The organism is Blastopirellula marina, from assembly GCF_002967715.1.
Classification (GTDB): domain Bacteria; phylum Planctomycetota; class Planctomycetia; order Pirellulales; family Pirellulaceae; genus Bremerella; species Bremerella marina_B.
Window position 1 is genome coordinate 36801 of sequence record NZ_PUIA01000016.1, and the last position, 22551, is coordinate 59351.

26 protein-coding genes are annotated in these 22551 nt (G+C 54.7%); 16 read left to right on the top strand and 10 right to left on the bottom strand.

Annotated elements, in window-relative coordinates; all coding sequences use genetic code 11:
- Positions 1 to 9: 9 nt before the first annotated feature.
- Together C5Y96_RS02130 and C5Y96_RS02135 are read right to left on the bottom strand one after the other, a co-directional pair.
- The gene (locus C5Y96_RS02130) at positions 10 to 396 is read right to left on the bottom strand and encodes a VOC family protein (RefSeq protein WP_105349903.1); all 387 of its coding nucleotides are present in this window, start codon (positions 394 to 396) and stop codon (positions 10 to 12) included.
- Positions 396 to 935, bottom strand: a complete 540-nt coding sequence (locus tag C5Y96_RS02135) for a type 1 glutamine amidotransferase domain-containing protein (protein WP_105349904.1) — start codon at positions 933 to 935, stop codon at positions 396 to 398. The genes C5Y96_RS02130 and C5Y96_RS02135 overlap by 1 nt, the downstream gene beginning before the upstream one ends.
- Positions 936 to 1133: 198 nt before the next feature.
- On the opposite strand from C5Y96_RS02135, the gene C5Y96_RS02140 reads away from it, so the two are divergent.
- Complete coding sequence (locus tag C5Y96_RS02140; RefSeq protein ID WP_105349905.1) at positions 1134 to 2780, top strand: vWA domain-containing protein; 1647 nt, start codon at positions 1134 to 1136, stop codon at positions 2778 to 2780.
- A 242-nt stretch (positions 2781 to 3022) separates the two neighbouring features.
- On the opposite strand, the gene C5Y96_RS02145 is transcribed toward C5Y96_RS02140, so the two are convergent.
- The 5 genes from C5Y96_RS02145 to hemB all read right to left on the bottom strand — a co-directional run bounded on the left by C5Y96_RS02145 (position 3023) and on the right by hemB (position 7662).
- Positions 3023 to 3805: a DUF480 domain-containing protein gene (locus tag C5Y96_RS02145; protein WP_105349906.1), complete on the bottom strand. Its 783-nt coding sequence runs from the start codon at positions 3803 to 3805 to the stop codon at positions 3023 to 3025.
- Positions 3806 to 3957: 152 nt separating this feature from the next.
- Positions 3958 to 4464 (bottom strand): DUF1569 domain-containing protein, encoded by a 507-nt coding sequence (locus C5Y96_RS02150; RefSeq protein WP_158261045.1) that lies wholly within the window; start codon positions 4462 to 4464, stop codon positions 3958 to 3960.
- Positions 4465 to 4662: 198 nt separating this feature from the next.
- Positions 4663 to 5574: a TatD family hydrolase gene (locus C5Y96_RS02155; protein WP_105349908.1), complete on the bottom strand. Its 912-nt coding sequence runs from the start codon at positions 5572 to 5574 to the stop codon at positions 4663 to 4665.
- Between the two features lie 64 nt (positions 5575 to 5638).
- A complete protein-coding gene (locus tag C5Y96_RS02160; RefSeq protein WP_105349909.1) occupies positions 5639 to 6508 on the bottom strand; it encodes an EboA domain-containing protein in 870 nt (289 codons plus the stop codon).
- Between the two features lie 143 nt (positions 6509 to 6651).
- The gene (gene hemB, locus C5Y96_RS02165) at positions 6652 to 7662 is read right to left on the bottom strand and encodes a porphobilinogen synthase (protein ID WP_105349910.1); all 1011 of its coding nucleotides are present in this window, start codon (positions 7660 to 7662) and stop codon (positions 6652 to 6654) included.
- A gap of 402 nt (positions 7663 to 8064) precedes the next feature.
- Between hemB and folE2 the strand changes: the two genes are divergently transcribed.
- From folE2 to C5Y96_RS02185, 4 genes are all read left to right on the top strand, one after another.
- Complete coding sequence (gene folE2, locus C5Y96_RS02170; protein ID WP_233198728.1) at positions 8065 to 9075, top strand: GTP cyclohydrolase FolE2; 1011 nt, start codon at positions 8065 to 8067, stop codon at positions 9073 to 9075.
- A gap of 35 nt (positions 9076 to 9110) precedes the next feature.
- Positions 9111 to 10049, top strand: coding sequence for a sugar phosphate isomerase/epimerase family protein (locus tag C5Y96_RS02175; protein WP_105349911.1), 939 nt, complete (start codon positions 9111 to 9113; stop codon positions 10047 to 10049).
- Positions 10046 to 10393 (top strand): nucleotide pyrophosphohydrolase, encoded by a 348-nt coding sequence (locus tag C5Y96_RS02180; protein ID WP_233198729.1) that lies wholly within the window; start codon positions 10046 to 10048, stop codon positions 10391 to 10393. The genes C5Y96_RS02175 and C5Y96_RS02180 overlap by 4 nt, the downstream gene beginning before the upstream one ends.
- Positions 10394 to 10674: 281 nt before the next feature.
- Entirely contained in the window at positions 10675 to 10887 is a 213-nt protein-coding gene (locus C5Y96_RS02185) for a hypothetical protein (RefSeq protein ID WP_105349912.1), read from the top strand.
- 201 nt (positions 10888 to 11088) lie between these two features.
- On the opposite strand, the gene C5Y96_RS02190 is transcribed toward C5Y96_RS02185, so the two are convergent.
- The 3 genes from C5Y96_RS02190 to C5Y96_RS02200 are packed head-to-tail and all read right to left on the bottom strand — an operon-like array spanning position 11089 to position 12447.
- Positions 11089 to 11388, bottom strand: a complete 300-nt coding sequence (locus C5Y96_RS02190) for a hypothetical protein (RefSeq protein WP_105349913.1) — start codon at positions 11386 to 11388, stop codon at positions 11089 to 11091.
- Between the two features lie 14 nt (positions 11389 to 11402).
- The gene (locus C5Y96_RS02195) at positions 11403 to 11960 is read right to left on the bottom strand and encodes a hypothetical protein (protein ID WP_105349914.1); all 558 of its coding nucleotides are present in this window, start codon (positions 11958 to 11960) and stop codon (positions 11403 to 11405) included.
- Between the two features lie 19 nt (positions 11961 to 11979).
- Complete coding sequence (locus C5Y96_RS02200) at positions 11980 to 12447, bottom strand: DUF695 domain-containing protein (protein WP_199188618.1); 468 nt, start codon at positions 12445 to 12447, stop codon at positions 11980 to 11982.
- Between the two features lie 114 nt (positions 12448 to 12561).
- Here C5Y96_RS02200 and C5Y96_RS02205 point away from each other — a divergent pair, with 114 nt between their 5' ends.
- The 11 genes from C5Y96_RS02205 (at position 12562) to C5Y96_RS02255 (ending at position 22489) form a co-directional block, all read left to right on the top strand.
- Positions 12562 to 13947, top strand: a complete 1386-nt coding sequence (locus tag C5Y96_RS02205; RefSeq protein WP_105349916.1) for a sulfatase-like hydrolase/transferase — start codon at positions 12562 to 12564, stop codon at positions 13945 to 13947.
- 118 nt (positions 13948 to 14065) lie between these two features.
- On the top strand, positions 14066 to 14704 hold the full coding sequence (locus tag C5Y96_RS02210; RefSeq protein WP_105349917.1) for a LysE family translocator: 639 nt from the start codon (positions 14066 to 14068) through the stop codon (positions 14702 to 14704).
- A gap of 63 nt (positions 14705 to 14767) precedes the next feature.
- Positions 14768 to 15406: a DUF4272 domain-containing protein gene (locus C5Y96_RS02215; protein ID WP_158261046.1), complete on the top strand. Its 639-nt coding sequence runs from the start codon at positions 14768 to 14770 to the stop codon at positions 15404 to 15406.
- 23 nt (positions 15407 to 15429) lie between these two features.
- Complete coding sequence (locus tag C5Y96_RS02220; RefSeq protein WP_105349919.1) at positions 15430 to 15831, top strand: hypothetical protein; 402 nt, start codon at positions 15430 to 15432, stop codon at positions 15829 to 15831.
- Between the two features lie 63 nt (positions 15832 to 15894).
- Positions 15895 to 16635 carry an SDR family oxidoreductase gene (locus tag C5Y96_RS02225; protein WP_105350877.1) on the top strand — a complete coding sequence of 247 codons (741 nt, stop codon included), beginning with the start codon at positions 15895 to 15897 and terminating at the stop codon, positions 16633 to 16635.
- Positions 16636 to 17123: 488 nt separating this feature from the next.
- Complete coding sequence (locus tag C5Y96_RS02230) at positions 17124 to 18104, top strand: DUF1559 domain-containing protein (protein WP_105349920.1); 981 nt, start codon at positions 17124 to 17126, stop codon at positions 18102 to 18104.
- A 117-nt stretch (positions 18105 to 18221) separates the two neighbouring features.
- Positions 18222 to 19208 carry a DUF1559 domain-containing protein gene (locus C5Y96_RS02235; RefSeq protein WP_105349921.1) on the top strand — a complete coding sequence of 329 codons (987 nt, stop codon included), beginning with the start codon at positions 18222 to 18224 and terminating at the stop codon, positions 19206 to 19208.
- Positions 19209 to 19323: 115 nt separating this feature from the next.
- Positions 19324 to 19743 (top strand): carboxypeptidase regulatory-like domain-containing protein, encoded by a 420-nt coding sequence (locus C5Y96_RS02240; RefSeq protein ID WP_105349922.1) that lies wholly within the window; start codon positions 19324 to 19326, stop codon positions 19741 to 19743.
- A 125-nt stretch (positions 19744 to 19868) separates the two neighbouring features.
- Positions 19869 to 20282, top strand: a complete 414-nt coding sequence (locus C5Y96_RS02245) for a hypothetical protein (RefSeq protein WP_105349923.1) — start codon at positions 19869 to 19871, stop codon at positions 20280 to 20282.
- Between the two features lie 592 nt (positions 20283 to 20874).
- Positions 20875 to 21903 carry a DUF1559 domain-containing protein gene (locus C5Y96_RS02250; RefSeq protein ID WP_158261047.1) on the top strand — a complete coding sequence of 343 codons (1029 nt, stop codon included), beginning with the start codon at positions 20875 to 20877 and terminating at the stop codon, positions 21901 to 21903.
- Positions 21904 to 22075: 172 nt separating this feature from the next.
- Complete coding sequence (locus C5Y96_RS02255) at positions 22076 to 22489, top strand: hypothetical protein (RefSeq protein WP_105349925.1); 414 nt, start codon at positions 22076 to 22078, stop codon at positions 22487 to 22489.
- Positions 22490 to 22551 lie beyond the last annotated feature (62 nt).

A 22551-nucleotide genomic window follows, 5' to 3' on the forward strand; every position in this document is an offset into this window, starting at 1 on the left:
ACCGCTTAGTTATTTCTCTTGGACGAACTTATCCTGGTCGATTACTTCGAACATGTACCCGTTGGGATCTTGAAAGAAGAACCGCTCGAACGGAGTGGGGCGAATCGGCGGAATGACGTCGACGTTTCTTTCAGCGAGTCGCTCGCGAATGGTGACGAGCTTGGCAGCCGAAAAAAGAAAGGCGAAGTGGCGACCGAATTCCCGTTCGAATGGAGACACCTGGAAGTCATCGACCTGCAGCACGTGGACCTGCTGGCCGTGCCCGATATCGAGCCAATAGGTTGTCAGGTCGACGTTAGCTGGGCGATGGACTTCCGGCCAGTCGAAGATCTCTTGAAAGAACTTAGCCGTAGCCGCGGAATCTTGTGTGGCGATCGTGAGGTGGGCGAGCGACATTAGGCTTGTTTCTCCAGCACGCCGATGATCGCACGACAAAACGCCGGGAGGTCGTCGGGGCGGCGACTGGTAACGATATGGCCGTCGACGACTACTTCCGCATCTTCCCAGGTAACGCCGGCATGGATCATGTCGTCTTTGATGCCTGGTGAACCCGTTTGGCGAGTCCCACGACAGATACCGGCCGAAGCCAGGAACCATCCTCCGTGGCAAATGGCGGCCACCAATTGGCCTTTGTCGTGAAAGTGTCGAACGAGCGATTTCACCTGATCTTCTCGGCGTAGCCGATCAGGCATGAAACCGCCAGGGCAGATCACACCGTCGAACGTGTTGGGGTCGAGATCCGCGATCGCGATATCGGCTTTCGCGGGATAGGTGTGCTTGCCGGCGTACGTTTCGCCTGCGGTAAGACCAGCCAAAACGGATTCGGCCCCGGCTTCTTTCAAGCGCAGGTGAGGATACCACAGTTCGAGATCTTCGTAGATGTCACCTACAAAGATGAGAATTCGTTTTCCGGCGAGGGTTTGCTCAGAGGGCATGAAAAATCCTTATTCGTATTCGATCTGCGTTATTGTTTCGAATATTCGCCGCAATTGCCAGTCCCTAAGCAATCAGTGCTGTGGTGGGGGATGCTGGCACAGGGAATCTCGGACATCGACTCGACCCGACTGAAATGAGGGGTAGAATAAAAGTCGGTCGTCCTGCCGTATTTCTCTTCCTTGGGAGCCTCTACTGACATGCCTCGCCGAATGATAACTGTGAACAACGCCGCATTGGGATGGATCTCCGCGACGCTCGTGGGCGTGGTGATGTTGGTTGGTTGTGGAGACAACGTCAAGTTTCGCAATCCACTGGCCAAGAACGAGCCCAAGCAGCAGCCCGCTCCTGCACAGCCGGCACCTAAGCCCAAGGCGGATCCCAAGCCGGTGCAGACCAAAGAAGCCCAAGCTCGCAATACGATGATTCGCACGACCTCGCTGCGAGGCGGCGGTGCCAGCCGGTTTGGTAGCGGCAAAGCGGTGGGAGCCAATTCGAGTGTCGAAGAAAACGTCGAACGGTTGCGTTCGGAGATCGCCAGCAGCATCGACTTCGCTCCGACCATGATTGTCTGGGTCGTTGACTCGACGCTCAGTGCTTCCGAACTGCGAAGTTCGTGGGCTAGTGGTGTGAAGAAGCTGTACTCCGACTTTCAGGCCAATGGCTTGCCTGGGGGAAAATCGGCAGAAGCTCTTTCTACCGCGATTGTCAGCTTTGGCGAGAAAACCGATTTCGTACTCGAGCAGCCGACGACCGACTTCAATGAAGTGATCGGCAAGCTCAACGCCATTCAGACCGACAACTCGGGCAAGGAATCTACCTTCGCCACAATCGGCCAGGTCTTCGATAAGTACGGCCCGATCAAGCAGCAGCAAGCTCGCGAGCTGATGGTGGTTGTGGTTACTGATGAAGCTGGCGATGACTGGCAACAGGTCGACGCGATCGTGGAAAAGGCCAACACGACCGGTGTGCGAGTGTATGCGATTGGTGTGCCTGCCCCGATGGGACGCAAGATGGCAGAAGTCGCCCCGCAGGAATCGCGAACCGACGGCATACCAGCGATGCTGCAAGGACCGGAAACACGTTACTCGCAACGTGTCGATATGAAGTTCAACAGTGGCGGGTTCGGCGGTGACGACGTCGATAGCGGCTACGGTCCATTCAGTTTGACCTATTTGGCCTATCAAACGCGTGGATCGTTTCTCGTGTCGCGGCTTCGCTCGGCTCCTTGGCCAGGCAGTGCCATACGGTTCGAGGACGAGGTGATGCGAAAGTACCCGCCACAGTACCTGACCGAAGCCCAGTATCAGACCCAGCTCTCCGAGAACAAAGCGCTCGCCGCGCTGCATCAGGCTGCTTCGCAAGGACAGGTCGAAGCGATGACCTATCCCGCTTCGCAGTTCGTGGTGGAGGACGAAGCTCGGCTGAAAAACGCACTGGATGGAGCCCAACGCATTGCTGCACGCTTAGAGCCGCTGATCAACGCTATTTACGATCCGCTGGCCGAAGGGGAGAAAGATCGCGATAAGATCACCGATAAGCGTTGGCAGGCCAGCTACGACCTGGCCCTGGGCCGCGCCGCTGCCAATAAGGCTCGCGTCGATGGTTACAACCAGATGCTCGCGATTCTGAAGGGGGGGCGAAAGTTCGAGGACCCTTCGCACAACACGTGGAACCTCGAACCGGCCGATACCCTGGAAGAAGCTGGTAGCCGCCTGGAAAAGACCCGCCTGCAGGCCAAAGAGTATCTCGAACGTGTCATCAAAGAACACCCGGACACGCCATGGGCCTACTTTGCAGAAAAAGAGCTGGAAGCGCCTATCGGCTGGAAGTGGGTTGAATACTAATCGATTTCGACAGTTCCGCGCTTAGTGCCTGTTTGCTGGCATAAAAAAAGGCCGGCACCGTATACGACGGTGCCGACCCAATTGGAACGCTTCACAGCGAGAGTCATTCTCAATCACGCTCTCGCGGATAGCAATTGGCGCAGCGATTAATGCAGGCTGATTCGTCAAAACTAAAACGCACCTTAAAGCGAAGTTAACTCGCACGGCAACTTCCGTTACTGTGAGGGGCGTGAAGATGCCGATCAGGTCATGCTCGACCAGATATCTTCAACGTCCTTCTTCAGGCGTTCGAGTTCCGCCTTCAGGGCGGCCACTTCTGCGCGGAGCTCGGCAATCTCCGAACTATCGGAAGACGCGGTTGCCGACGTAGCAACTGGCGCTGGCGGAGGAGACGTTGGCTCGGGGCTGACCGGACGCTGGACTGGTTCGGCGATCGACGTGGCGTCAGGCGGTTCGACATGCGATTCGACAACTCGTCCATCGCCCAACTGGTTGCGCTGCTCGGTCAGTTCCTTCTCGCTGAACAGCGCATGCGTAACGACTTGCCCGCGCCCCTTGGGGGTGAGCGGTATGATCAGCTTCTTTCGCTGGAGATCATCCAGAAGTGGCTGCAGCGAGCCCATATCGGGAATCTTGCCCATTCGAGCTGCCCGGCCGCGCAGCTCGCCCACGGTTTGGGGACCGCGCAGTAGCAACTCGGCCATCACGGCAAGTTCGTTTCCATCGCAGCCCAGCCAGTCTTTGGCATAGTGGCGAAACTTGACGACGCGTCCGTCTCCATGCACTTCGGCGACAGCACCCATCTCGCGCAGCTGCTCGATCGCTTCCTCGACTTCCCAGCTTTCCAGGTTCAGTTGAGGGTCGCGATTGCTTTTCTGATTACTGCCGGTCGTCAGACCGTTAAGGGACATGGGATAGGCATCTGGCGTTGTCTTGGCTTTCTCGATCAGCACGCCAAGCACGCGACGCTGGATCTTGGAAAGGGGACGCCACGCTGGCTCCGGGGTATGCATATCTTCAGACATGGATGGGGTCTTTCCTGAAACGACACAACTGGGTTTGTCGCGCAGGATACGACGCTGCATGCCAAATGGCAAGGTCCGAAGGGGATCAACCTGAATAACGGCACAACGAATAGCGCGCGATTCGTTGTGCCGCGATGGGCGGTCGACCCTGCTTACGCCGTTGCGTCTTTAGCTGCTGGAATGAGGAATTCCAGGTGATGCTGGCAATGCCACAGGTGAACCTTTCGCCACTGATCGTTCGTTAAACTGCCAAAAAGTGGCGATGGAACGAACTGGGCGTTGGGGTCGGTAATTCGGGCGATTGCAGCTTCCAGTTGAGGAATCGCCTTGGGATCCTCAGCCCATTCTCCGGGAGTGAACTCCTTGAGCGTGGGTAGCCTGGCCGGCATCTGCTCGTTTCGCAGAATCTTGCCCAGGTACATCATGCGGGCAATCGGCCGAACGATCGCGGCATAGAAAGGTGCTGGCGGAAAACCGTCGAGCGACGCATCCATGAATCGCGATAGGTGATCGCAGATTTGTCCTAGCGACCACTTCGATACGCGGTGGTAACCGACACGAGAAAGACTTCTTGCTTCACCGAGAACGTCTTCGAAGTTCTCGAAATGAAGTTCGCGCCGCGACAACTTGTCGCTTGCGCCATTGCGATGAAAGCTCATAACACACCGTAAGTAAGCTGGTCCAGTCGTCGGGTCGCAAACGTAACGACCCTTAAGGCAAAGTGCTGGGTGCCTCTGGATAGCGAAAGCAAAATGCGGTTCCGAACGCATTTCCTTTTACTGTGGTGCCTAGCGTCTCTGTTCAGTTGCTTCCCTTGCGGGAAACCGATCCGTCTTGAAGCTGGAAGACGTATGAGCTTATTGAATGATACGATCGTCTTCAGGCTTATCGACTCGAGGAGCCTGGCCTCCCCGCAGAACGCTATTCCCTTCAAACAACGTACGTTGATCGATGGGTTCTGGGGTGAGCCAATCCGATTCCTCGAACTGACCGCTCTGGCCATAAGCAGCCAAAGCGTTCTTGTAACAGGTTAACTCAACGTGCTCTTGCGGGACACCCCGCTCGAGCATCAAATTGCCAGTTTTCGGAACGGCTAACGGGTCGGAAACACCCCAATCGGCGGAGGAATCGACAATGATTCTCTCTGGACCGTATTTCTTTACGATCTCGACCATGCGTTCGTTCCCCATTTTGGTCTTGGGGTAGATGGTGAACGCGGCCCAGTAGCCACGTCGCAGGACTTCTTCGCAGGTCTCCTCATTGTTGTGGTCGATCACCACTAAATGGGGTGGGATTTCGTGTTCTTCGATGATGTCCATGCTGCGATACGTTCCCTGCTTTTTGTTGCGGTGGGGCGTATGGATCAGCACCGGCAGGTCGACTTCCTTCGCCATTTCCAGCTGCAGACGGAGGTATTTCTCCTCGAGGGCGGTCATGTCATCGAAACCAATTTCCCCCACGGCCACGACGTTCTCTTTAGCTAGGAACAGTGGCATGATCTCCATGACTTGTTCGGCCAAGGCCTCGTTGTTGGCTTCCTTCGAGTTGAGCCCAATGGTGCAATAGTGGCGAATGCCAAACTGGGCCGCGCGGAACTTCTCGAAACCGACCAGGCTGCTGAAGTAGTCCTGGAAGGAACCGACGTTGGTGCGAGGTTGCCCCAGCCAAAATGCCGGCTCGATGATCGCCGCCACGCCTGCTTTGGCCATCGCTTCGTAGTCGTCGGTCGTACGCGAGGTAACGTGAATGTGGGGGTCGATGAATTTCATGGAATTGGTTTTCAGTTGTCAGTGTTCAGTTATCAGCAACTCAGCCAGCGGTAGCATGTCTATGCTAGTACGCTTGCTGAGCGATATCACGCCAAGTGATTTCGCCGCTTTCGGCTCGCTTGGCGATTTCAGGATTGGTTTTCAGGATGTCGTCGGCCTCGTCTGAAGCGGTCGAAACCAGGGCCAACGCGATGGCCGATTGTTCGAGCTGTTCGCCGGAAGCATATAGTGCTTTCATGTCTTCTAATGCTATTTCATCGGCAAACGGGGCGGCCACTCGCCACAACTCTACGGGAATCGGTCGCTTCGCCGCGCGGCGTTCGTGGGCAAAGTCGATCAGCATGCGTGCCAGTTCCGGATTCACGCGACGATCGAGCCCTTCGATTGGGTCGAGTGCCGTACCAATGAACAGCGCCTTAAGAACCATCTGATTCCAGGCCTGCTCCGACATCAGTTCCATCGGCAGCGGATTGTGGTGTGCGATCGACTCGAAGATTGACTTGACGTTGGTGCGAGTGCCTTCGGATAAGCGGTCGTCGAAAAGCTCTTGGTGTGGCAGCAGTTGCAGGGACTGGTACAGGCAAATCTGTTCGCGAATCTCTGCCGTTTGGAACAGCTTCTCCAGCGTGACAAAAAACGCGGCGTCGTCTTCCGCAGGAAGGGACATCAGCAGGAGCACGCGAGCTGCCTGGTCGATCGTCCAGGTATGCGGCATCCAACCGGGCCGGGCCTCGGCAGCATCGTTATAGTCGCGCTCGGTCAGCTGAAGATCGGCTTTGCCGATCTTTCGCGGAGCAAAGCCAAAGGCCATGTACAGCGATTTGAGATCGCCGGTGGCGACTGCTTCACGCTGCGTATCGAGCCATGCCTGGCCGGAATCGGAAGCCTGACGCAGAATCCAATTCTCTAACAGTTGAACTGGGGTGTAGGACATAGGGTCGACCTGATCGTCTGATGAAGGTTCTCTGACCGCAATGCGAAAAGCCAGAGAACCTCATTTAGCCTAAATCTAGAAACTCCACGAAGCAAGGACGTGGGACAATGCTGCGCGAGTTCCTATCGTGGGTTGGTAAAGGATTAGCCCTTCTTCAGCATTTCCGCTGCTTTAGGGGCGAAGTAAGTAAGTATGCCATCGGCACCCGCGCGTTTAAATGCCGTTAAGCTTTCGAGCATCGTCTTGTCGAGGTCGAGCCAGCCGTTGCCGGCGGCGGCGTGCAGCATGGCGTACTCGCCTGAGACCTGGTAGACGTATGTAGGCTGGCCGAAGGTTTCCTTCACACGCTGCACGATGTCGAGGTACGGCATCCCGGGTTTGACCATCACCATGTCGGCCCCTTCCTTAATGTCGAGTGCTACTTCACGCAGCGCCTCGTCGGTATTGGCCGGGTCCATTTGGTAGGTCTTTTTGTCGCCGCTGCCAAGATTGCCAGAGGACCCCACCGCATCGCGGAAAGGACCATAGAAGGCCGAAGCATACTTGGCCGCGTACGACATGATTTGCACGTGTTGGTAGCCGTCGTGATCGAGCGCCTTGCGAATGGCACCGATGCGTCCGTCCATCATGTCGCTGGGGGCGATGATGTCGCAGCCGGCCTGGGCCTGGACGATCGATTGCTGGCACAGCATCTCGACCGTTTCGTCGTTGACCACATAGCCATCTTTGACCAGGCCATCTTGCCCGTGGCTGGAATATGGGTCGAGTGCGACGTCGCACAAGATGCCGACGGTCAAACCTAGTTGTTTGATTGCTCGAACCGACTGGCAAACCAAGTTATCGGGGTTGATCGCTTCCTGGCACTGAGGTGTCTTCAGTTCGCTTGGTGTCGCCGGAAACAGGGCGATCACCGGAATGCCAAGTTCCTCGGCACGTTGGGCTTCTTCCGCGGCGAGATCGATCGTCACGCGGTCGACGCTTGGCAGGGAAGAGATCGGCGTACGTGTGGCTTTGCCTGGCTGAACGAAGATGGGCCAAATCAGATCGTCGACGGTCAGATGGTTTTCTCGCACGAGCCGCCGCGACCATTCGGTTTGCCGGTTCCGGCGAGGGCGGTAATGTGGGAAATCTCCGAGCGAACCCGTAGCAGTCATAATTGCGATCTTGTTCGTGGGGTTATCGGGGGGTGGATTGACTTTTGCAACTGGTTGGAAACGATTGTCAATAAATAAGTTATCGACAATTCAGGTGCTCGGCCACGAAAGCAATTGTTGAGCCCAGCCACACCGCAGGCAACAATAGTAAGTGAAGGCTGGAATACTACTTAGTGTACTCAGTTTTCCCTCGCGGGGCAGCATAAGTTGCCTGTAACGCTCTGGTTGGGGGTGGCATCCTAACATGGGTAACCGGGAATCGGTTATGATAGGGCCCCGCCCAGCAGAGGTTGCCATCTGTGCGAACTCCGAACATTTTGCGGTTGCCCGGACTGGAATTTCCCGGTCCTACGCTAGGAAAACTCCGACCGCACACGAATATACTCCGCTAAGGAAACGTAGATGTCCACCGACTCGCCCACATCATCGCAATCGACTTCGGCCACCCCACTGGCTTCCGAAGTGACTCGCCCATTGGCAATGGATACGTCACCAAGATTGCTGCCTGATGTCGCGAACGACACGGCTCCGCAGTTTCTGTCGCCGATCAATCGCGTTGGTATGTCGGGCATCGAAGTTGCGATTCTCGTTCGCGGCGAAGACGATGTCCTGATGCGTACGCCTGCTAAGGTTGATGCCTACGTCAGTCTCGACGACCCGGCGACCAAGGGCATCCACATGTCGCGGCTCTACCTGAGCCTACAGAATGAACTGCACACCGAGTTTTCGCGCAAGCAGATCGAACGCATTCTTGGTCGCTTCCTGGAAACGCACAGCGAAATGAGCCAGTCGGCTTACCTGCAGTTCTCGTTCGAACATATGATCCAGCGGGCCTCGCTCCTGTCGGACAACACCGCCTGGCGAAGCTATCCGATCCAGATCGAGGCTTTGAAGCAGGGAGACTCGGTCAAGTATCGCGTTCACGTGCGGCTGACTTATTCGAGTGCTTGCCCGTGTTCGGCGGCTTTGTCGCGACAGTTGCTGCAGCAGCAGTTTGAAGAGCAGTTCTACGGTCACAACTGGATGAGCGCCGCGACCGTGCTGAATTGGCTCGGCTCAAACAACACGTTGATTGCGGTTCCGCATAGCCAGCGAAGCCATGCCGATATCACCGTCGACCTGGATGACACGCGCGAAGACCTGCCGATCGACGAAATCATTCAACGCGTCGAAGGCGTTTTGAATACGGCGGTTCAAGCTGCCGTAAAGCGAGCCGACGAGCAAGAGTTTGCCCGCCTGAACGGCGAGAACCTTATGTTCTGCGAAGACGCAGCACGTCGTATGAAATCGGCCATCGACCCGATGCCAGGCGTGATCGACTACCGCATTCAAGCCAGCCACTTCGAAAGCCTGCACCCGCACGACGCCGTGGCGATTGTCGTCAAAGGCGTTCCTGGCGGCATGGTTCCTTAATTCGCCAGCCTACCCCCATCAAGATTGAGAAGCCTATGCTCAGTCGCCGTGCATTCACGAAGCAAGCTGCCGTCCTGGCAGCTTGTTCTCCGTTTCTTGCCACCTCGTCGCTGCTGCATGCGGCTGAAGCGGCCAGCGTGCCGATCTTCACGCAGCAGTATCCCTGGGGGACGTTCTATCGCCGCAGTAACCGCGATGCTGGAGATTTGAACGCGCTGTTGGCCGAAGTGAAATCGTGCGGCCTAGTGGGTTACGAGCCGATCGCTGGCTCGCCGCAGCAGATGAAAGCAATCGCTGACGCGGCCAAGCAGCATGACCTGAAAGTCGAGTCGCTGTACGTCAACAGCACGCTGCACGATCCTGGCCAGGCCGCCGCGAGTATTCAGTCGGTTCTCGATATTGCTGCGACTGCGAAAGAAGCTTGCGGCACGCGGATCATCGTGACCAATCCAAGTCCCATTCAATGGGGCGGCAGTCAGAACAAATCCGACAAGCAACTGAGAACCCAGGCCAATGCTCTTGATCTGCTCGGAGCTCAGTTGCGAAAACAGGGGCAGCAGTTGGCGTATCATAACCACGATATCGAACTGCGCGAGGGGGCTCGTGAACTGCATCACATGTTGGCTTCGACCGACCCCGACAACGTCAAATTCTGTTTAGATGCCCATTGGATCTTTCGCGGGTGCGGTAACTCGGAGGTGGCTGTGTTCGATGTGGTGCGACTGTACAAAGATCGGATCGTCGAGTTGCATCTGCGTCAATCACACGACGGGATCTGGGACGAAGCATTCGGTTCCGGTGACATCGATTACGATCAACTGGCCGAGATGCTATTGGACCTTGAGACACCGCCCCTGTTGGTCTTAGAGCAAGCGGTCGAAGGAAAGACACCCAATACGGCCGGCGCGGTCGAGGCCCACACAATCGGCCGAGAATACGCTCAAAAAACCTTTGCGAAATTGATTGCCCCGTGACACAGACCGAAAACCCTCTGACGCTTCGCCAGGCCCAAGACGACGTCGACCAGTGGATCCAAACGATCGGCGTAAGATACTTCTCGGAACTCACCAACCTGGCCCAGTTGATGGAAGAGGTGGGTGAGGTGGCCCGCGTCATTTCGCGAACCTACGGCGAACAAAGCTTCAAAGCGTCGGACAAGAAGGTCGAGCTTTCGGATGAACTTGCCGACGTGTTGTTCGTAGTGATCTGCCTGGCCAATCAAACAGGTGTCGACCTGACCGAGGCCCTCCGGCGAAATCTCGAAAAGAAAACCCGACGCGACGCGACCCGTCACCACGAAAACGAGAAGCTTAAGTAGGCATTCTCACCGTATTGCCCCCAAGGACTGGGTTGCCATCCTTTTGGGGTACTGGTATCTGCGTGTGAAAAATGGTACGATACTAGTTGCTGTGGAAAAACTGGCGCTTTCTTACCAGAAGCACGAAGCTTTCTCGGACGTAAGGCGTTCTTTTTTCCTGCCCGCAATTGTTAGATGCGTCTGACGATCGCATGGCATCAGCAACCTCGACTTTACGGAAAAAGTCGCCAATTTAATAGCAGGAGGCTGAGCTCTTCGATTCCTTCTCATAGGAGCTTCCCATGCTGACCGAAGGCGAAAAGAAAGTCCTCAGAACGTTCCGCCAGTATTTGATGGATCCAGGCCGAATGCTCTGCTTCACCGGGCCGATGTTGGCCACTCACAAGAATTCACTCACCAAGCTGGTCAAAAGGGAATACTTGGTTCCTGAATCGTTCAAAGGCGCTTACAGCCTGACCCAGTCCGGTTTTGAAGCCATGCGAACTTGCAAGTAACGACCCAGGCAAAGGTCGATTTACCATATTCGGGTGCCGGGATGACTTTCAAAAAAGTCGACCCGGCACCCGTTTTTCGTAATGATAGTAGTAACCCTGCTGCCACCACCCGCCGGCATACCCGGGTCAAGTGGCACGGAAGCCACTTGTCTCTTGATTGGGGCTGGCATTAACACGGACGACTGATTCCGACTTGTCCGTTTATCTCTTACGCAGCAGCTGTCGCACTTCCAGCACAAGCTTCACAGCAATGAATAGGCCCGCGAATCCGCCGAGCACAAAGGGGAGGGCCCATTCGGGAAGTGTTAGTAGCAAGATTCCCATGGTCAGGACTCCGCCGATCACCATCAGGATCATAAGGCCTTTGGTGTCCGAAGATGTTTTGTAGGGCTGCTGCGGTGAGGGATTATCTACCGCGCGGAACGAGCGATCTCCTTCTTCGCTGAGAACAGAATCAAGCAGCGTATTCGATTGGTTGTCGGGCTTTGTGGTATTGGACATGGAGATTTAAATTCCTATCGTTCAACGTATTCTTTCCACATCGCTAAATATTCATGCGCGGCCAAACTCTGAGAAGTCATCGCGATGCGTTGCAATTGATAAAGCAGTGCCCGCTCGACTCGTTTCAGCCACGCCGACTCAGGGTTGCTAAAGTTGAACTCGGCACTGAAGTCGTTGGTGGTGGTCGCAAGATGATATCCGATGCCGTCGCGAGAGGAGGTAACGATGTTCTCGGTGAAGTCAACTTGATTAAGTTCCGCCCAAAGGACATCGTGCGGGATGGATGCGACCGCGATTTCTTCCAGCGTTTGCAACTTGCTGTTGGGCAATGCAAAGGCGCCTTTCCACTTGCCTGAATTCACGGGATCCGAATCACTCAGCCGCTGTGTATGAATGACCGTCAGTATACTCATACCACGAAACGTAGGCATGACCGCGGCTTGCCAAAAATAGACTAACGAATGGCCGTCTGTGTTCTGAACTCTCCAACTGCCATTGCGTAATTCGGAAAGCCCGAGAGCCTCGGCGATCTGCTTATTGTAAGGCTGGAAGAGTTCGGGCGAGATCGACATGAGAGGCCTCGGGGCTCGACTAATCTTCGTTGTGGCTCAGGTGCCACTGTGCCAGTTTCCACTCGGGATCTTCGTCCATTCGATAGTCGAAGGGCCGAGGGTACTCCGGCGGGGCTGAGTTGATGAGGTCCTGGAGGTAAGCGTGAGGGAGTTCCGGATCGAACACCCGCCAGATTAGTTCGCGGGTTCCATTCCACGTGATTCTGGCCAGGAACAAAGCATTCGGTCTCTGCTTGTCCTTTCCACGGATTTCTTCATTTAGACGCTCGCAGAAGGGATCGACGATTTCACGTTCTAATTGCGACGGCATTCCGTTGTCGATTAAGTCTTCAAAGTTCAGCAGCAGCGACAAGTGCCAGGCAAATACTATCTTCGGCTCGAAGCTGCGAAGTGCTCTATTGATCACGGCCACGCCTGGAAGGCTTTCCTGTTGGAATTCCAGCAGCGACCATTCTTCTTCCGGGATGATGACTCGATATTCAGTCAAAAGTGGGTTCCGTTTTATAGATGCAGTCATGTCCAATTCGGCAAGGTTGGGCTCTCGTATTATATTGACTACTGAATTCGTGTCTCGAACTCTGCGTACTTTCCCTGTGAAATCATGCGACCTTCCATTCTTCACCTAGCCGCTTTGGCAATTTGCTGTCTGGCTTCGACGCACCTGCGTGCAGAGAATACCAAGCCCAATATTGTCTTTATCCTCACCGACGATCACCGCTGGGACGGGCTCACTTCCGCCGGTAACGAGCAGATCAGAACACCCAATCTCGATAAGCTGTGCCAGGCAGGCACGCGGTTTGAGAACGCGTTCGTGACGCTGGCCATATGCTCGCCTAGCAGGGCCGCCTGTTTGACGGGACGCTATGGTAGTCGCAACGGGGTGACTGCGGTTGGGCATGCTTCGCTGAAGAAAGGGGAACCGACCTTCGCCCGTGCCCTCAAGGAGGCAGGCTATGCAACTGGTGTGGCGGGTAAATGGCATCTGGGAAATTCACCGCGCGATTGCGGCTTCGACTTTGCTTCGACGTGCTGGTCGAACGGTACGTGGTACAACCGCGAGTTTATGATTGATGGAAAGAAGCAAGTGATGCCTGGCTTCGTCGACGACGTCGCAGTTGAACAATCGCTGCGTTTTCTCGATCAAGCCGCCGAGGCCAACAAGCCGTTTGCACTTTGGCTCTGCACGCAGGTTCCACATATGGACCACAAGCATACCTGGCCGGCAAAGCAGGAGTACAAGGATCAGTACATAGTCGGATCTATGCCGCTGGCAGCAACGTGGAACGATGACCTGGAAGGAAAGCCAAAATATCTGGCGATGTCACGCAGCCGCACCCAGGCTCTGTCGTACGGTTACGACGACCCAGAGAATATCCGCAAGCACACACGCGACTATTACGCGAGCGTTCAGCAAATGGATGCGGCTGTTGGGAAGTTCCTGGACGAGCTCGAGCGGCGTGGCCTGCGTGAAAGTACGTGGATCATATTGATGGGAGACAACGGCTGGATGCTGGGGGAACATGGCTTCACCAGCAAGGTTCTTGCCTACGAAGAATCGATGCGTGTTCCCATGGCCGTTGTCGGCCCCGGCCAACAGCCCCAGGTTCGCAGTGAACTGGTGCTGAACATCGACTTGACCGCGATGATCTACGAGTTGGCCGGGCTGGAAGTACCAAGGTCGCTACATGGGCGCAGCGTATTGCCGATCGTCCAAGGAAAAACAATTAGCGACTGGCGAACGAGTTTCCTCTATGAGGCTCCGACGCCGCAGTTGGGAAGCAAACCTCTGTGGGCCGTGCGTGATGCCCGTTGGAAGTATATCGAGACCGACTTGGGTAATGGTCAGGTCTTTCGCGAACTCTACGATCTGAATTCCGACGCGATCGAAGCGAATAACGTGGCCAACGAATCGAGGCATGATGATCGGATCTCGCAAATGGAGCGGCAGCTCAAAGCCTATCTGAAGAGAGTCGTGCAGAGTGATTAGCCAAGTGGCCGATGCCTGTGAACTTTTAGGTTAGATGTCTTGTCGTAGGTGACTGATTGGGCTAGGAATCTTTGCTGGCTCATTGGTTTCCCGCTGTTTCCTTGAGAGAACTCGCTGCATGCCTCCGATTGAATTGCTTCCCTACTTTTTGTTTGCCATGCTGGTGATTAGCGTGACGCCGGGGCCAGATATGTTGGGGATCTTGAGTTACGGGGTCGGTCGCGGTCGACAAGCGGGGATGGGTTTTGCGATTGGTGTCGGCCTGGGTACCCTCTTTCATACACTTCTAGCCGTAGTGGGGATCTCGGCGGTCGTTGCGACGTCGCCGTGGGCGTTCCGATTTATCGTGTACGCTGGAGCTTCGTATTTGATTTACCTGGGCACCCGAGCATTAGTCGCTCCAGCCAAGGGAGAGGGAATGGCATTGGATGCACAAGTTCCCCGCCAAAGCTTTAGTGAGGCTTGCCTGCGGGGCTTTTTGTGCAACGCATTGAACCCCAAGGTGGGGCTCTTCTTTCTGGCATTTCTGCCGCAGTTTATCGACTCTAGCCAGCCGGCTTGGTCGCAGTTGTTGGTGTTGGGGATCGTTTTTTGGTTGTGGGTGACGCTCAGCTATTCCCTTTTGGGGTACTATAGCGGCTTGGTCGGTGGTTGGCTGCGAGGTCGTCCCTCGACTGGTCAGTGGATTGATCGCGTGACCGGTGCCCTGTTTGTGGGGTTAGGCTTGCACTTGATCTTTACCGGGCAGAAGTCGTAGGCCGGACGATCGGCCGTGTGCTGATGCCTGTTGCTATCTCAATTGCCGAAGATGGAACGAATTATGGAACCTGAGACCGTTCGCAGAATTAGCTTGACCAAGGCCAAGAAGCTGGGCTATCCGGTTAACTCGGACTTGCCGCTGCTGGGCGATATTGCCATTCAGCGAACGCAAGAGGAACTGGTCGATCGCATGTTGTGCCTGTTTACCTGCGTAGCATGTTCTTTCGGTCTTCCCAAGCAGTTGGGGTGGTCATGGCTGGCCCAGGAGGGGCTGCTCGAGAAGGTCACGCCAGAAGAGTCGCTCTATCTGCGAAGCAAGGATGAAAGCCCGGTCGAAAAGTTTCAACCGCATGTCGAGACCATTTGGACTCTGGCCTGGCTTGCTCAGGTTCATGATACCCTCGAGTTCAATCAGACATGCACCAACGATATGGTGTCCATGTTTCCCAACTTGAAGGCCTCGGCCTCGAGCGAAGCTTTTCGCAGTAAATGTCAGTTGCGATCGGTAGAAGAAATCGCACCGAAGCTAGACCTGGCCTACTGCATTCACTGGGCAATCCAGCACGAAACGGAACACCAGCTCGAACTGCCCAAGAAGCCGAAGCGGTTGCGACCGTACATCATCATCAATCGACGGCACGCCTTGGAGTGGCTCTTCTGTGATGAACCCTGGGACGAAGTGCCTATGGATATCGATTAGCCCTCGGCGAAGGACGCGAAGCCGTGCAGCAGGAAACTCACGAACCAGACTTCAAGATCACGTTCACCCCATCGCGTGTGGAATGGTTTACTGACGTGACTTCGGTGACCGTGTGGCCGACTGGATTGCAGGTGGAAACGCCTGATGGAACGCAGTCTTTTCGTTTCGAAGAGATCGGTAAGATCCAGGAGTCCGGGATCATGCGTTTCATGAGGAAATTAGGCGGGGCAAAGCCATTTGGCATGCTGGTGGCTGATCGCGATTGGTTTCATCCCCCGCAAGATCGCTTCTTCCGCTTTTATACCGATCCGCCGATGAAGGTCTACATGCCATCCGACGACACCGTGGGTTACGAAGAAAGTGTCTTCTTTCGCGTCCAGGCCGTGATTCGATGCGGCGGGTACGAAACATTCGACCTGGGTTGATTTGTTGCCCATAGGCCCTCTTAATTCTGTAAAAGTCCCAAGGTTTCGAAGTAAGGAATGGCCATGCGCAAGTTGGAAAACAAGACCGCGATTGTCACCGGTGGTTCACGTGGAATTGGGGCCAATCTCTGCGAGTGTCTCGCGGCTGCCGGGGCGAACGTGGTGGTTAACTATGCCAGCAATAAGAACGCGGCCGACGAAGTTGTCTTTCGGATAGAATCGGCTGGCGGCAAGGCTGTGGCCGTGCAGGCAGATGTTGCGCAGTCGGCCGATGTCACGAAGTTATTTGACGTTGCTGAAGAGACATTCGGTAAAGTCGATATCCTGGTGAACAACGCTGGCGTCGTGCATTACAAGACGATTCAAGACACGACCGATGAGGAATTTGCCCGGTTAATGCAGGTCAACGTCAACGGCGCCTTTTATGGCATGCGCAAGGCATCTGTCCGCCTGACGGATGGAGGACGGGTTATCTCTATCTCCTCGTCGGCAGCACGCATGTTCCTGCCAACCTATGGTCCCTACTGTGCAACAAAAGGGGCGATCGAACAACTTTCGCGCAGCTTGGCCAAAGAATTAGGGCACCGCGGGATCACGTCGAATATCGTTGCACCAGGGCCAACGGAGACCGAATTATTTCTCGGTAACAACGACGAAGAAAAGATCGATCGCATGCGAAAGATGGCGGCTCTCGGACGGCTTGGGAAGCCGGAAGACATGGGGCCGGTCGTCGTATTTCTCGCCAGTGAAGATAGCGGCTGGATCACCGGTCAGGTCATTCCGGTGAATGGGGGTACCGCCTAGAAGGAGGCAAATTGTCACAACTTCTGCGGTTCGGCATGCAATGCCTTTGGGGGGCTTATCTTTCCTTACTCCTTTTTGGGTGGTTGACCCCCGTGATTCAGGACTGCTGAGCAGAAAATAACCGGAATCCCCACGGATAGATGGCTAGTGCTCGATGATATCTCGTGGAAGCATTGTTTTTGAGCAGACCCCAATGGAAAGTGCTTGCGCCCTGAGCACACAGGACTGAAAAGGTGTCGCTGTAAGAAACTCTTTTATTAAGCTATTGGTATAAGTCTTTGATTTATGGGCTATGGTCGCCCTCTAGGCCCGTGTTAGTGCAGGGGTAATTCGCGGTGATGGCATGGTACTGCGGGAATCCTCAAGCTGAGGATATGTTTTTCTTCCTGGGTACAAGATTTGAATACTAGCTATGTCGATCCATTCCCTAATGGGACCGGATGCGCCATTACGTTCTCTTGTTCAGTCTTTCATTCCGGAGTAGAGGCATGTCTCGCTATGAGGGAAGTCGTCACGGCTTCACGTTGGTTGAGTTGCTGGTGGTGATTGCCATCATCGGTGTCTTGATTGCGTTGTTGCTGCCAGCCGTACAGCAGGCTCGTGAAGCGGCCCGCCGTATTCAGTGCACCAATCACCAGAAGCAACTGGGGTTGGCGTTGCACAATTATCACGACACGTTCGGAAAGCTCCCGTACAACGCTGTTCCGCAAAGCTCTAGCACCCCACGGCAGCGAGGCCCCTCGTGGTTGACTCGATTGCTTCCCTTCATGGAGCAGAATGCCGCGTACGATCAGTTTCAATTTTCCGGCGATTGGACGATGCAGGATGGGCCGAGTCCCAATGCCGCAGTGATCAATCAATTGCGAGTGCCTGGTTACAACTGTCCTTCGAGCCCACTTCCCGTTTTGCAGACGCGAGGAACGAATTCCAACGGTAACGTAGAGTTTCAGATCACCAACTACGTTGGTATTACAGGTTCGTACTACATGGGCGGAACAACAAGCACCGTTTCTACCTCTCCGCAGGACAGCAGTTACGGTGACTCAGTCTACAACGGAATGATTGTGCCAGTGAGTGGAAAGAGTAACGCGATTGGCCTGGAGTCTGCTACAGACGGCACGAGCAATACGATGATGGTAAGTGAGCAAAGTGACTACTTCTACAATGCATCGGGTACCAAGATCGATCGTCGGAGTTCTGGGCATTGGGGGCACACGTGGGGCAACGGCGGAGGAGCCGGAACTTGGACGGCGAATGTCACGACCATTCGGTACCCAATTGCAACCGAAGGGGGTGTTGGAAACACCCAGCACTACGAAGTGAATATTCCACTGGTCTCCGCTCACCCCGGTGGGGTCCTCATCACCTTGGGTGATGCTTCGGTCAGCTTTCTCGCTGAGACCGTTGACTTTGCAATTCTGACAGGTCTTGCCGATCGCCAAGACGGTAACGTTCTCGGCGAATTCTAATTGCCAAGATTGTTTCAACTCCCTCCTCGATAAACAAGCACAGGCCATTGGCCTGTGCTTCCTGCCACGAATCACACCATCGATCATTAATCCTCGACCATTGAAGTGAGCCTGCCAATGAAGAAGAACTCCCACGGATTTACGCTTGTTGAACTGTTGGTGGTGATTGCCATCATCGGTGTTCTTATTGCCTTGTTGCTTCCCGCGGTACAGCAAGCACGAGAAGCTGCTCGGCGGATTCAGTGCACCAATCATCAAAAGCAGCTTGGCCTGGCCCTGCACAACTACCACGATACATTTTTGAATCTTCCACATAACGCGGTGCCGCAAGATAGTTCTGGCAGCATGCAACGAGGGTGCTCGTGGTTGATTCGACTGCTTCCATTCGTCGAACAGTCTGCTGCCTATGATCAAATCGTTTTCAGTGGCGACTTTTCGATGCAGGATGGTCCTAGTCCGAATTCGGTTGTTCTAGGGCAGCTGCGAGTTCCCGGGTTCAATTGCCCGTCTAGCCCACTGCCGGAATTGGAAACTCAGAACACGAACGCCAATGGTGCCGTGGAGTTGCAGCTAGTGAACTACGTAGGGATTACTGGTTCGTATTGGCGAGGCGGAACGACCAATGTCGTTTCAACGTCTCCGCAAGATAACACCAGCTACGGCACTTCCGTTTACAGCGGCATGATTGTTCCGGTGAACACGAAGAGTCGCTCGATTGGTTTGAAGAATGCCACCGACGGGACGTCCAACGTGATAATGGTGAGCGAACAGAGTGACTACTTCTACGATGCCAGCGGTAACAAAGTCAATCGTCGAAGCTGTGGCCACGCAGGCCGCTCTTGGTATGGCGGTGACGGAACCACGGACAGCACGTATGCCTGGACAGCGAACGTTACGACCATTCGCTATCCGATCGCCACTACCGGAGGCACAGGCAACGGCGCGAACTATCACGCGAACATTCCGCTAATCTCCGCTCACCCAGGCGGCGTGCTGGTCACCTTGGGTGATGCTTCGGTACGCTTTCTGCCCGAAACCGTTGACTTCTCGATCTTGACCGGCCTGGCCGATCGACAAGATGGGGCGGTTCTTGGTTCGTTCTAAGTTGGTCGCCCAGACGCTGCCGCGGTTCCAGCGGCAGTGTCTGACTTTTTATTCATTGCAAATACAGATTAGTTAACTGAGTTCGTCTATTACAAAAGACGGGGAAAGATGCGGAATGTTCACCTATGAATTGAAGCGTGTCACTGCTGTCCTGGGGTTATCCTTCGTGCTGCTGTCTCTGGGCTGCGGCAAGCAGGAATATGGGGACTTGGGCCAAGCAACCGGCGTTGTCACGCTCAATGGCAATCCCTATCCCGGTGCCATGGTTACATTCACGCCGGGCAAGGGGCGTCCGTCCATTGCGATTACCAATGAGGATGGTTCGTACGAGTTGGTTTACATTCGTGATACGAAAGGGGTTGTGCCTGGCGAACATCGCGTTTCGATAAGTACCGTTCCACCGGTTCAGCCGGACGATTATCGCGGACCGGCGTTCAAGGACCCGCTTCCCGTGCGATACAACAAAAAGAGTGAATTGACTCGAACGGTAGAACTCGGACCTAATACGTTCGACTTTGAGTTAACATCAAAATAGCCAAGCATGCATACCTGAACCATGTCGAAGACGTCCTGGCTTTCGAAGGTCAGGGCGTCTTTTTATTTCTTGTGGTTGGACATTAGGATGAAGCGACCTGAAACCCGCAACCGCATGGATCGCCAATGATTGAAGAACAAGAGCCTCTTCCCGATGTGCCAGAGCCCGACGAGCCTTATCGGCGACCGGTCGATGCGATGAGCCTGCCCCAGATCGAAGCAGAGCTGCGAGATTTATTTGGTGGGGCTGTGATGTATCTTTTGATTCCTATTTTTCTGCTGTCGCTGAGCACGACCACGATCGTCGCCACTCCCTTCTTCGTGCGTGTGCTTCCGGCCGCAGCGATCGTGTTTGTGGGCTACTGGGTTTTACAGAAGGCCTACGTCCCCATGCTTAGAGAGGCTCCTGAGACGGCCTTGCAATACCTTCGGGTGGTCTCCAGGTTGGGGGGAGGCGTTATGAGTACGCCTCATGAAAGAGTGGTCTCTTTGTGTGCTCAACGCACTCGACTTAAGGAGGGGAATCCGCCTGAATCGTAAAGGTTCGAAGGGCGCGTGATTGGCCATAAACTACAGCGTGTTTTGCCGGTCTGGGTGGATGTGTCATTGGCCCTCGTCAGGCTTACCCGAAAGAGGAGTGCAGCAGAAGGGGCCTGCTGTCAATGGGGAGTTTGTCGACGTTATTGGGTGTATGTCTATTGATAGTGGTTGATTAAACAGAATGGCCCAAAATTTGGCCACCTGGGTGCAAGGCGAAACTTTCAAATATTGAAGAGAATGCCTTTGCAAGAATTCACAATCATCTCTGTGGGTACGCACAAGCACCTTTAGGAAGAGAACTTCTCCATTGAGGGGGTGGCAGGACTGTTAGGTAAATTAGTTTTTTATAGTTAGGTGATTGCTACTCGTTAACATAAGAAACTGGAGTATAAAGAATCACGCAGCACATTTTATGCAGTAAGATTCCTTATTGATCTCGCTGCTTTACGCTGGGTTGAACGGCCATAGAGGCACGAAGGCAATCACCTTCGGGGTCGGAATACCGGTTCTCGTATTGTGTTTCGCGAGGGCTCGTTACCACATCTCAGTTCTATTTTCTTGTATCTCTCTGGGAACAGAGAAGGAGACGTACGTGACTCATTCTTGGAATGCCCGCCGGGGTTTTACCCTGGTGGAACTGCTTGTTGTGATTGCCATCATTGGTGTGCTGATCGCATTGCTTCTGCCCGCCGTTCAGCAGGCTCGTGAAGCCGCTCGTCGTATTCAGTGCAACAACCAACTGAAGCAACTCGGCTTGGCAATGCACAACTACCACGACACCTACTTGAAGATGCCTTTCAATGCTTGTGCGACCGGTGCAGGCAGTACGGCACCTTCGTTCTTCGTCCGCCTGCTGCCGTTTATCGAGCAGGGTGCTGCTTACGATCAACTTGATTGGAGCGGTTTTAACAACGGTACTTTCATCGCCGACAACGCTGGAACGAACGAAGTGCTCGTCACGCTGCGTGTTGATGGTCTGTACTGTCCATCCAGCCCACTGCCGGAAATCGACAACAACTTCCAGCTGACCAGCTACACCGGCATCGGTGGTACTGCCCAGAAGTGGAACGGCACTGCCGTGGTCAACATCGACACGACCAAGAAGTCCCAGTACTACAACGGTATGGTTGTGGCCCGTGGTGACGGCTCGAGCCCAATCAACATGGCTGCTGCTACCGACGGTACCAGCAACACCATGATGATCAGCGAAAGCAGCAACTACTTCTACGATGCTAACCGTACTAAGCAGTCGGCCAACATCCGCACCAGCTACGGTGCCGGTGGTACCGCTGGCGGTGGTGCTTGGAACGGTCGTGCATGGCAAGACAACTCGACTGCTGGTGACTTTGGTAGTGCCCAGAATGTCACCACGATTGACATTGACCCTGCTTTCAGCTCCAACTCGCCTTACCTCGGTGGCATCAACTCGCCAAACAATGGTACCAATCCAGCAAACGGTGCCGCCGGTGAAGTTTCCATTCCGCTGAACTCGCCTCACCCAGGCGGTGTACTGACGGTTCTGACCGATGGTTCGTGCCAGTTCATCTCCGAAACGGTTGCTGGCCAAGTGCTTGTCAGCTTGGCAAACCGTCAGGACGGTCAGGTTATTCCTGAGTATTAATGATCACCGGATCATTCGCTTGATAAAAAACAAAGCGAGGATGTCACTGGCATCCTCGCTTTTTTCATGCGCCGCATGAACCACCAACAATTGATTTAAGGATGGCAGAGACGAAGAATTAAAGTGCTAGGGGGAAGTGAAGCAGACACTCACATCGATTTGAGGCTTTGTCATGGTCCCCCTGTTGTTAGCCTGTGCCTGGTTAGGCCTTGTTCCTTCCGATCCTGCGATCTTGGACCAGGTTGATCTCGTCGAGGTGAATCACGTTTACGATTCATCGGGGCATCCTGTTCTCGATCAGGTAATCTTCTATCAGTGGAGCCACGTTGATGCTCGTTATCAAGTGGTGGCCTGGCGTCTGTTGCGCTCGCCGGGTCAGGTTCCACGGCGAGTCTGGAACCAGCGAGTCTATGTAGCCCGCTGGTTCGATGCGGAAATGCTTCGCAATGTGATTGCTGGCCAATACCGCGAGACGTGGACAACCTACGATCCGGAGATGGCGGAGCGAGCTATCTATCCGATCGAATATCGCCGCGAGCTGGCGACGCGAATGCCAAGGGGCACTCAATCGCTCTCGCTCAGATGACGTTCCAGATTGAATCCTTGTGTGTGGGAAAAGAGTGAGAGTGTTAACGAGGTCGGGCGAGC

Bases quoted from the DNA above. Each gene is read 5' to 3' on its own strand.
- C5Y96_RS02130 (WP_105349903.1), bottom strand. From the start codon at position 396: ATGTCGCTCGCCCACCTCACGATCGCCACACAAGATTCCGCGGCTACG.
- C5Y96_RS02135 (WP_105349904.1), bottom strand. From the start codon at position 935: ATGCCCTCTGAGCAAACCCTCGCCGGAAAACGAATTCTCATCTTTGTA.
- C5Y96_RS02140 (WP_105349905.1), top strand. From the start codon at position 1,134: ATGCCTCGCCGAATGATAACTGTGAACAACGCCGCATTGGGATGGATC.
- C5Y96_RS02145 (WP_105349906.1), bottom strand. From the start codon at position 3,805: ATGTCTGAAGATATGCATACCCCGGAGCCAGCGTGGCGTCCCCTTTCC.
- C5Y96_RS02150 (WP_158261045.1), bottom strand. From the start codon at position 4,464: ATGAGCTTTCATCGCAATGGCGCAAGCGACAAGTTGTCGCGGCGCGAA.
- C5Y96_RS02155 (WP_105349908.1), bottom strand. From the start codon at position 5,574: ATGAAATTCATCGACCCCCACATTCACGTTACCTCGCGTACGACCGAC.
- C5Y96_RS02160 (WP_105349909.1), bottom strand. From the start codon at position 6,508: ATGTCCTACACCCCAGTTCAACTGTTAGAGAATTGGATTCTGCGTCAG.
- hemB (WP_105349910.1), bottom strand. From the start codon at position 7,662: ATGACTGCTACGGGTTCGCTCGGAGATTTCCCACATTACCGCCCTCGC.
- folE2 (WP_233198728.1), top strand. From the start codon at position 8,065: ATGTCCACCGACTCGCCCACATCATCGCAATCGACTTCGGCCACCCCA.
- C5Y96_RS02175 (WP_105349911.1), top strand. From the start codon at position 9,111: ATGCTCAGTCGCCGTGCATTCACGAAGCAAGCTGCCGTCCTGGCAGCT.
- C5Y96_RS02185 (WP_105349912.1), top strand. From the start codon at position 10,675: ATGCTGACCGAAGGCGAAAAGAAAGTCCTCAGAACGTTCCGCCAGTAT.
- C5Y96_RS02190 (WP_105349913.1), bottom strand. From the start codon at position 11,388: ATGTCCAATACCACAAAGCCCGACAACCAATCGAATACGCTGCTTGAT.
- C5Y96_RS02195 (WP_105349914.1), bottom strand. From the start codon at position 11,960: ATGTCGATCTCGCCCGAACTCTTCCAGCCTTACAATAAGCAGATCGCC.
- C5Y96_RS02205 (WP_105349916.1), top strand. From the start codon at position 12,562: ATGCGACCTTCCATTCTTCACCTAGCCGCTTTGGCAATTTGCTGTCTG.
- C5Y96_RS02210 (WP_105349917.1), top strand. From the start codon at position 14,066: ATGCCTCCGATTGAATTGCTTCCCTACTTTTTGTTTGCCATGCTGGTG.
- C5Y96_RS02215 (WP_158261046.1), top strand. From the start codon at position 14,768: ATGGAACCTGAGACCGTTCGCAGAATTAGCTTGACCAAGGCCAAGAAG.
- C5Y96_RS02225 (WP_105350877.1), top strand. From the start codon at position 15,895: ATGCGCAAGTTGGAAAACAAGACCGCGATTGTCACCGGTGGTTCACGT.
- C5Y96_RS02230 (WP_105349920.1), top strand. From the start codon at position 17,124: ATGTCTCGCTATGAGGGAAGTCGTCACGGCTTCACGTTGGTTGAGTTG.
- C5Y96_RS02235 (WP_105349921.1), top strand. From the start codon at position 18,222: ATGAAGAAGAACTCCCACGGATTTACGCTTGTTGAACTGTTGGTGGTG.
- C5Y96_RS02240 (WP_105349922.1), top strand. From the start codon at position 19,324: ATGTTCACCTATGAATTGAAGCGTGTCACTGCTGTCCTGGGGTTATCC.
- C5Y96_RS02245 (WP_105349923.1), top strand. From the start codon at position 19,869: ATGATTGAAGAACAAGAGCCTCTTCCCGATGTGCCAGAGCCCGACGAG.
- C5Y96_RS02255 (WP_105349925.1), top strand. From the start codon at position 22,076: ATGGTCCCCCTGTTGTTAGCCTGTGCCTGGTTAGGCCTTGTTCCTTCC.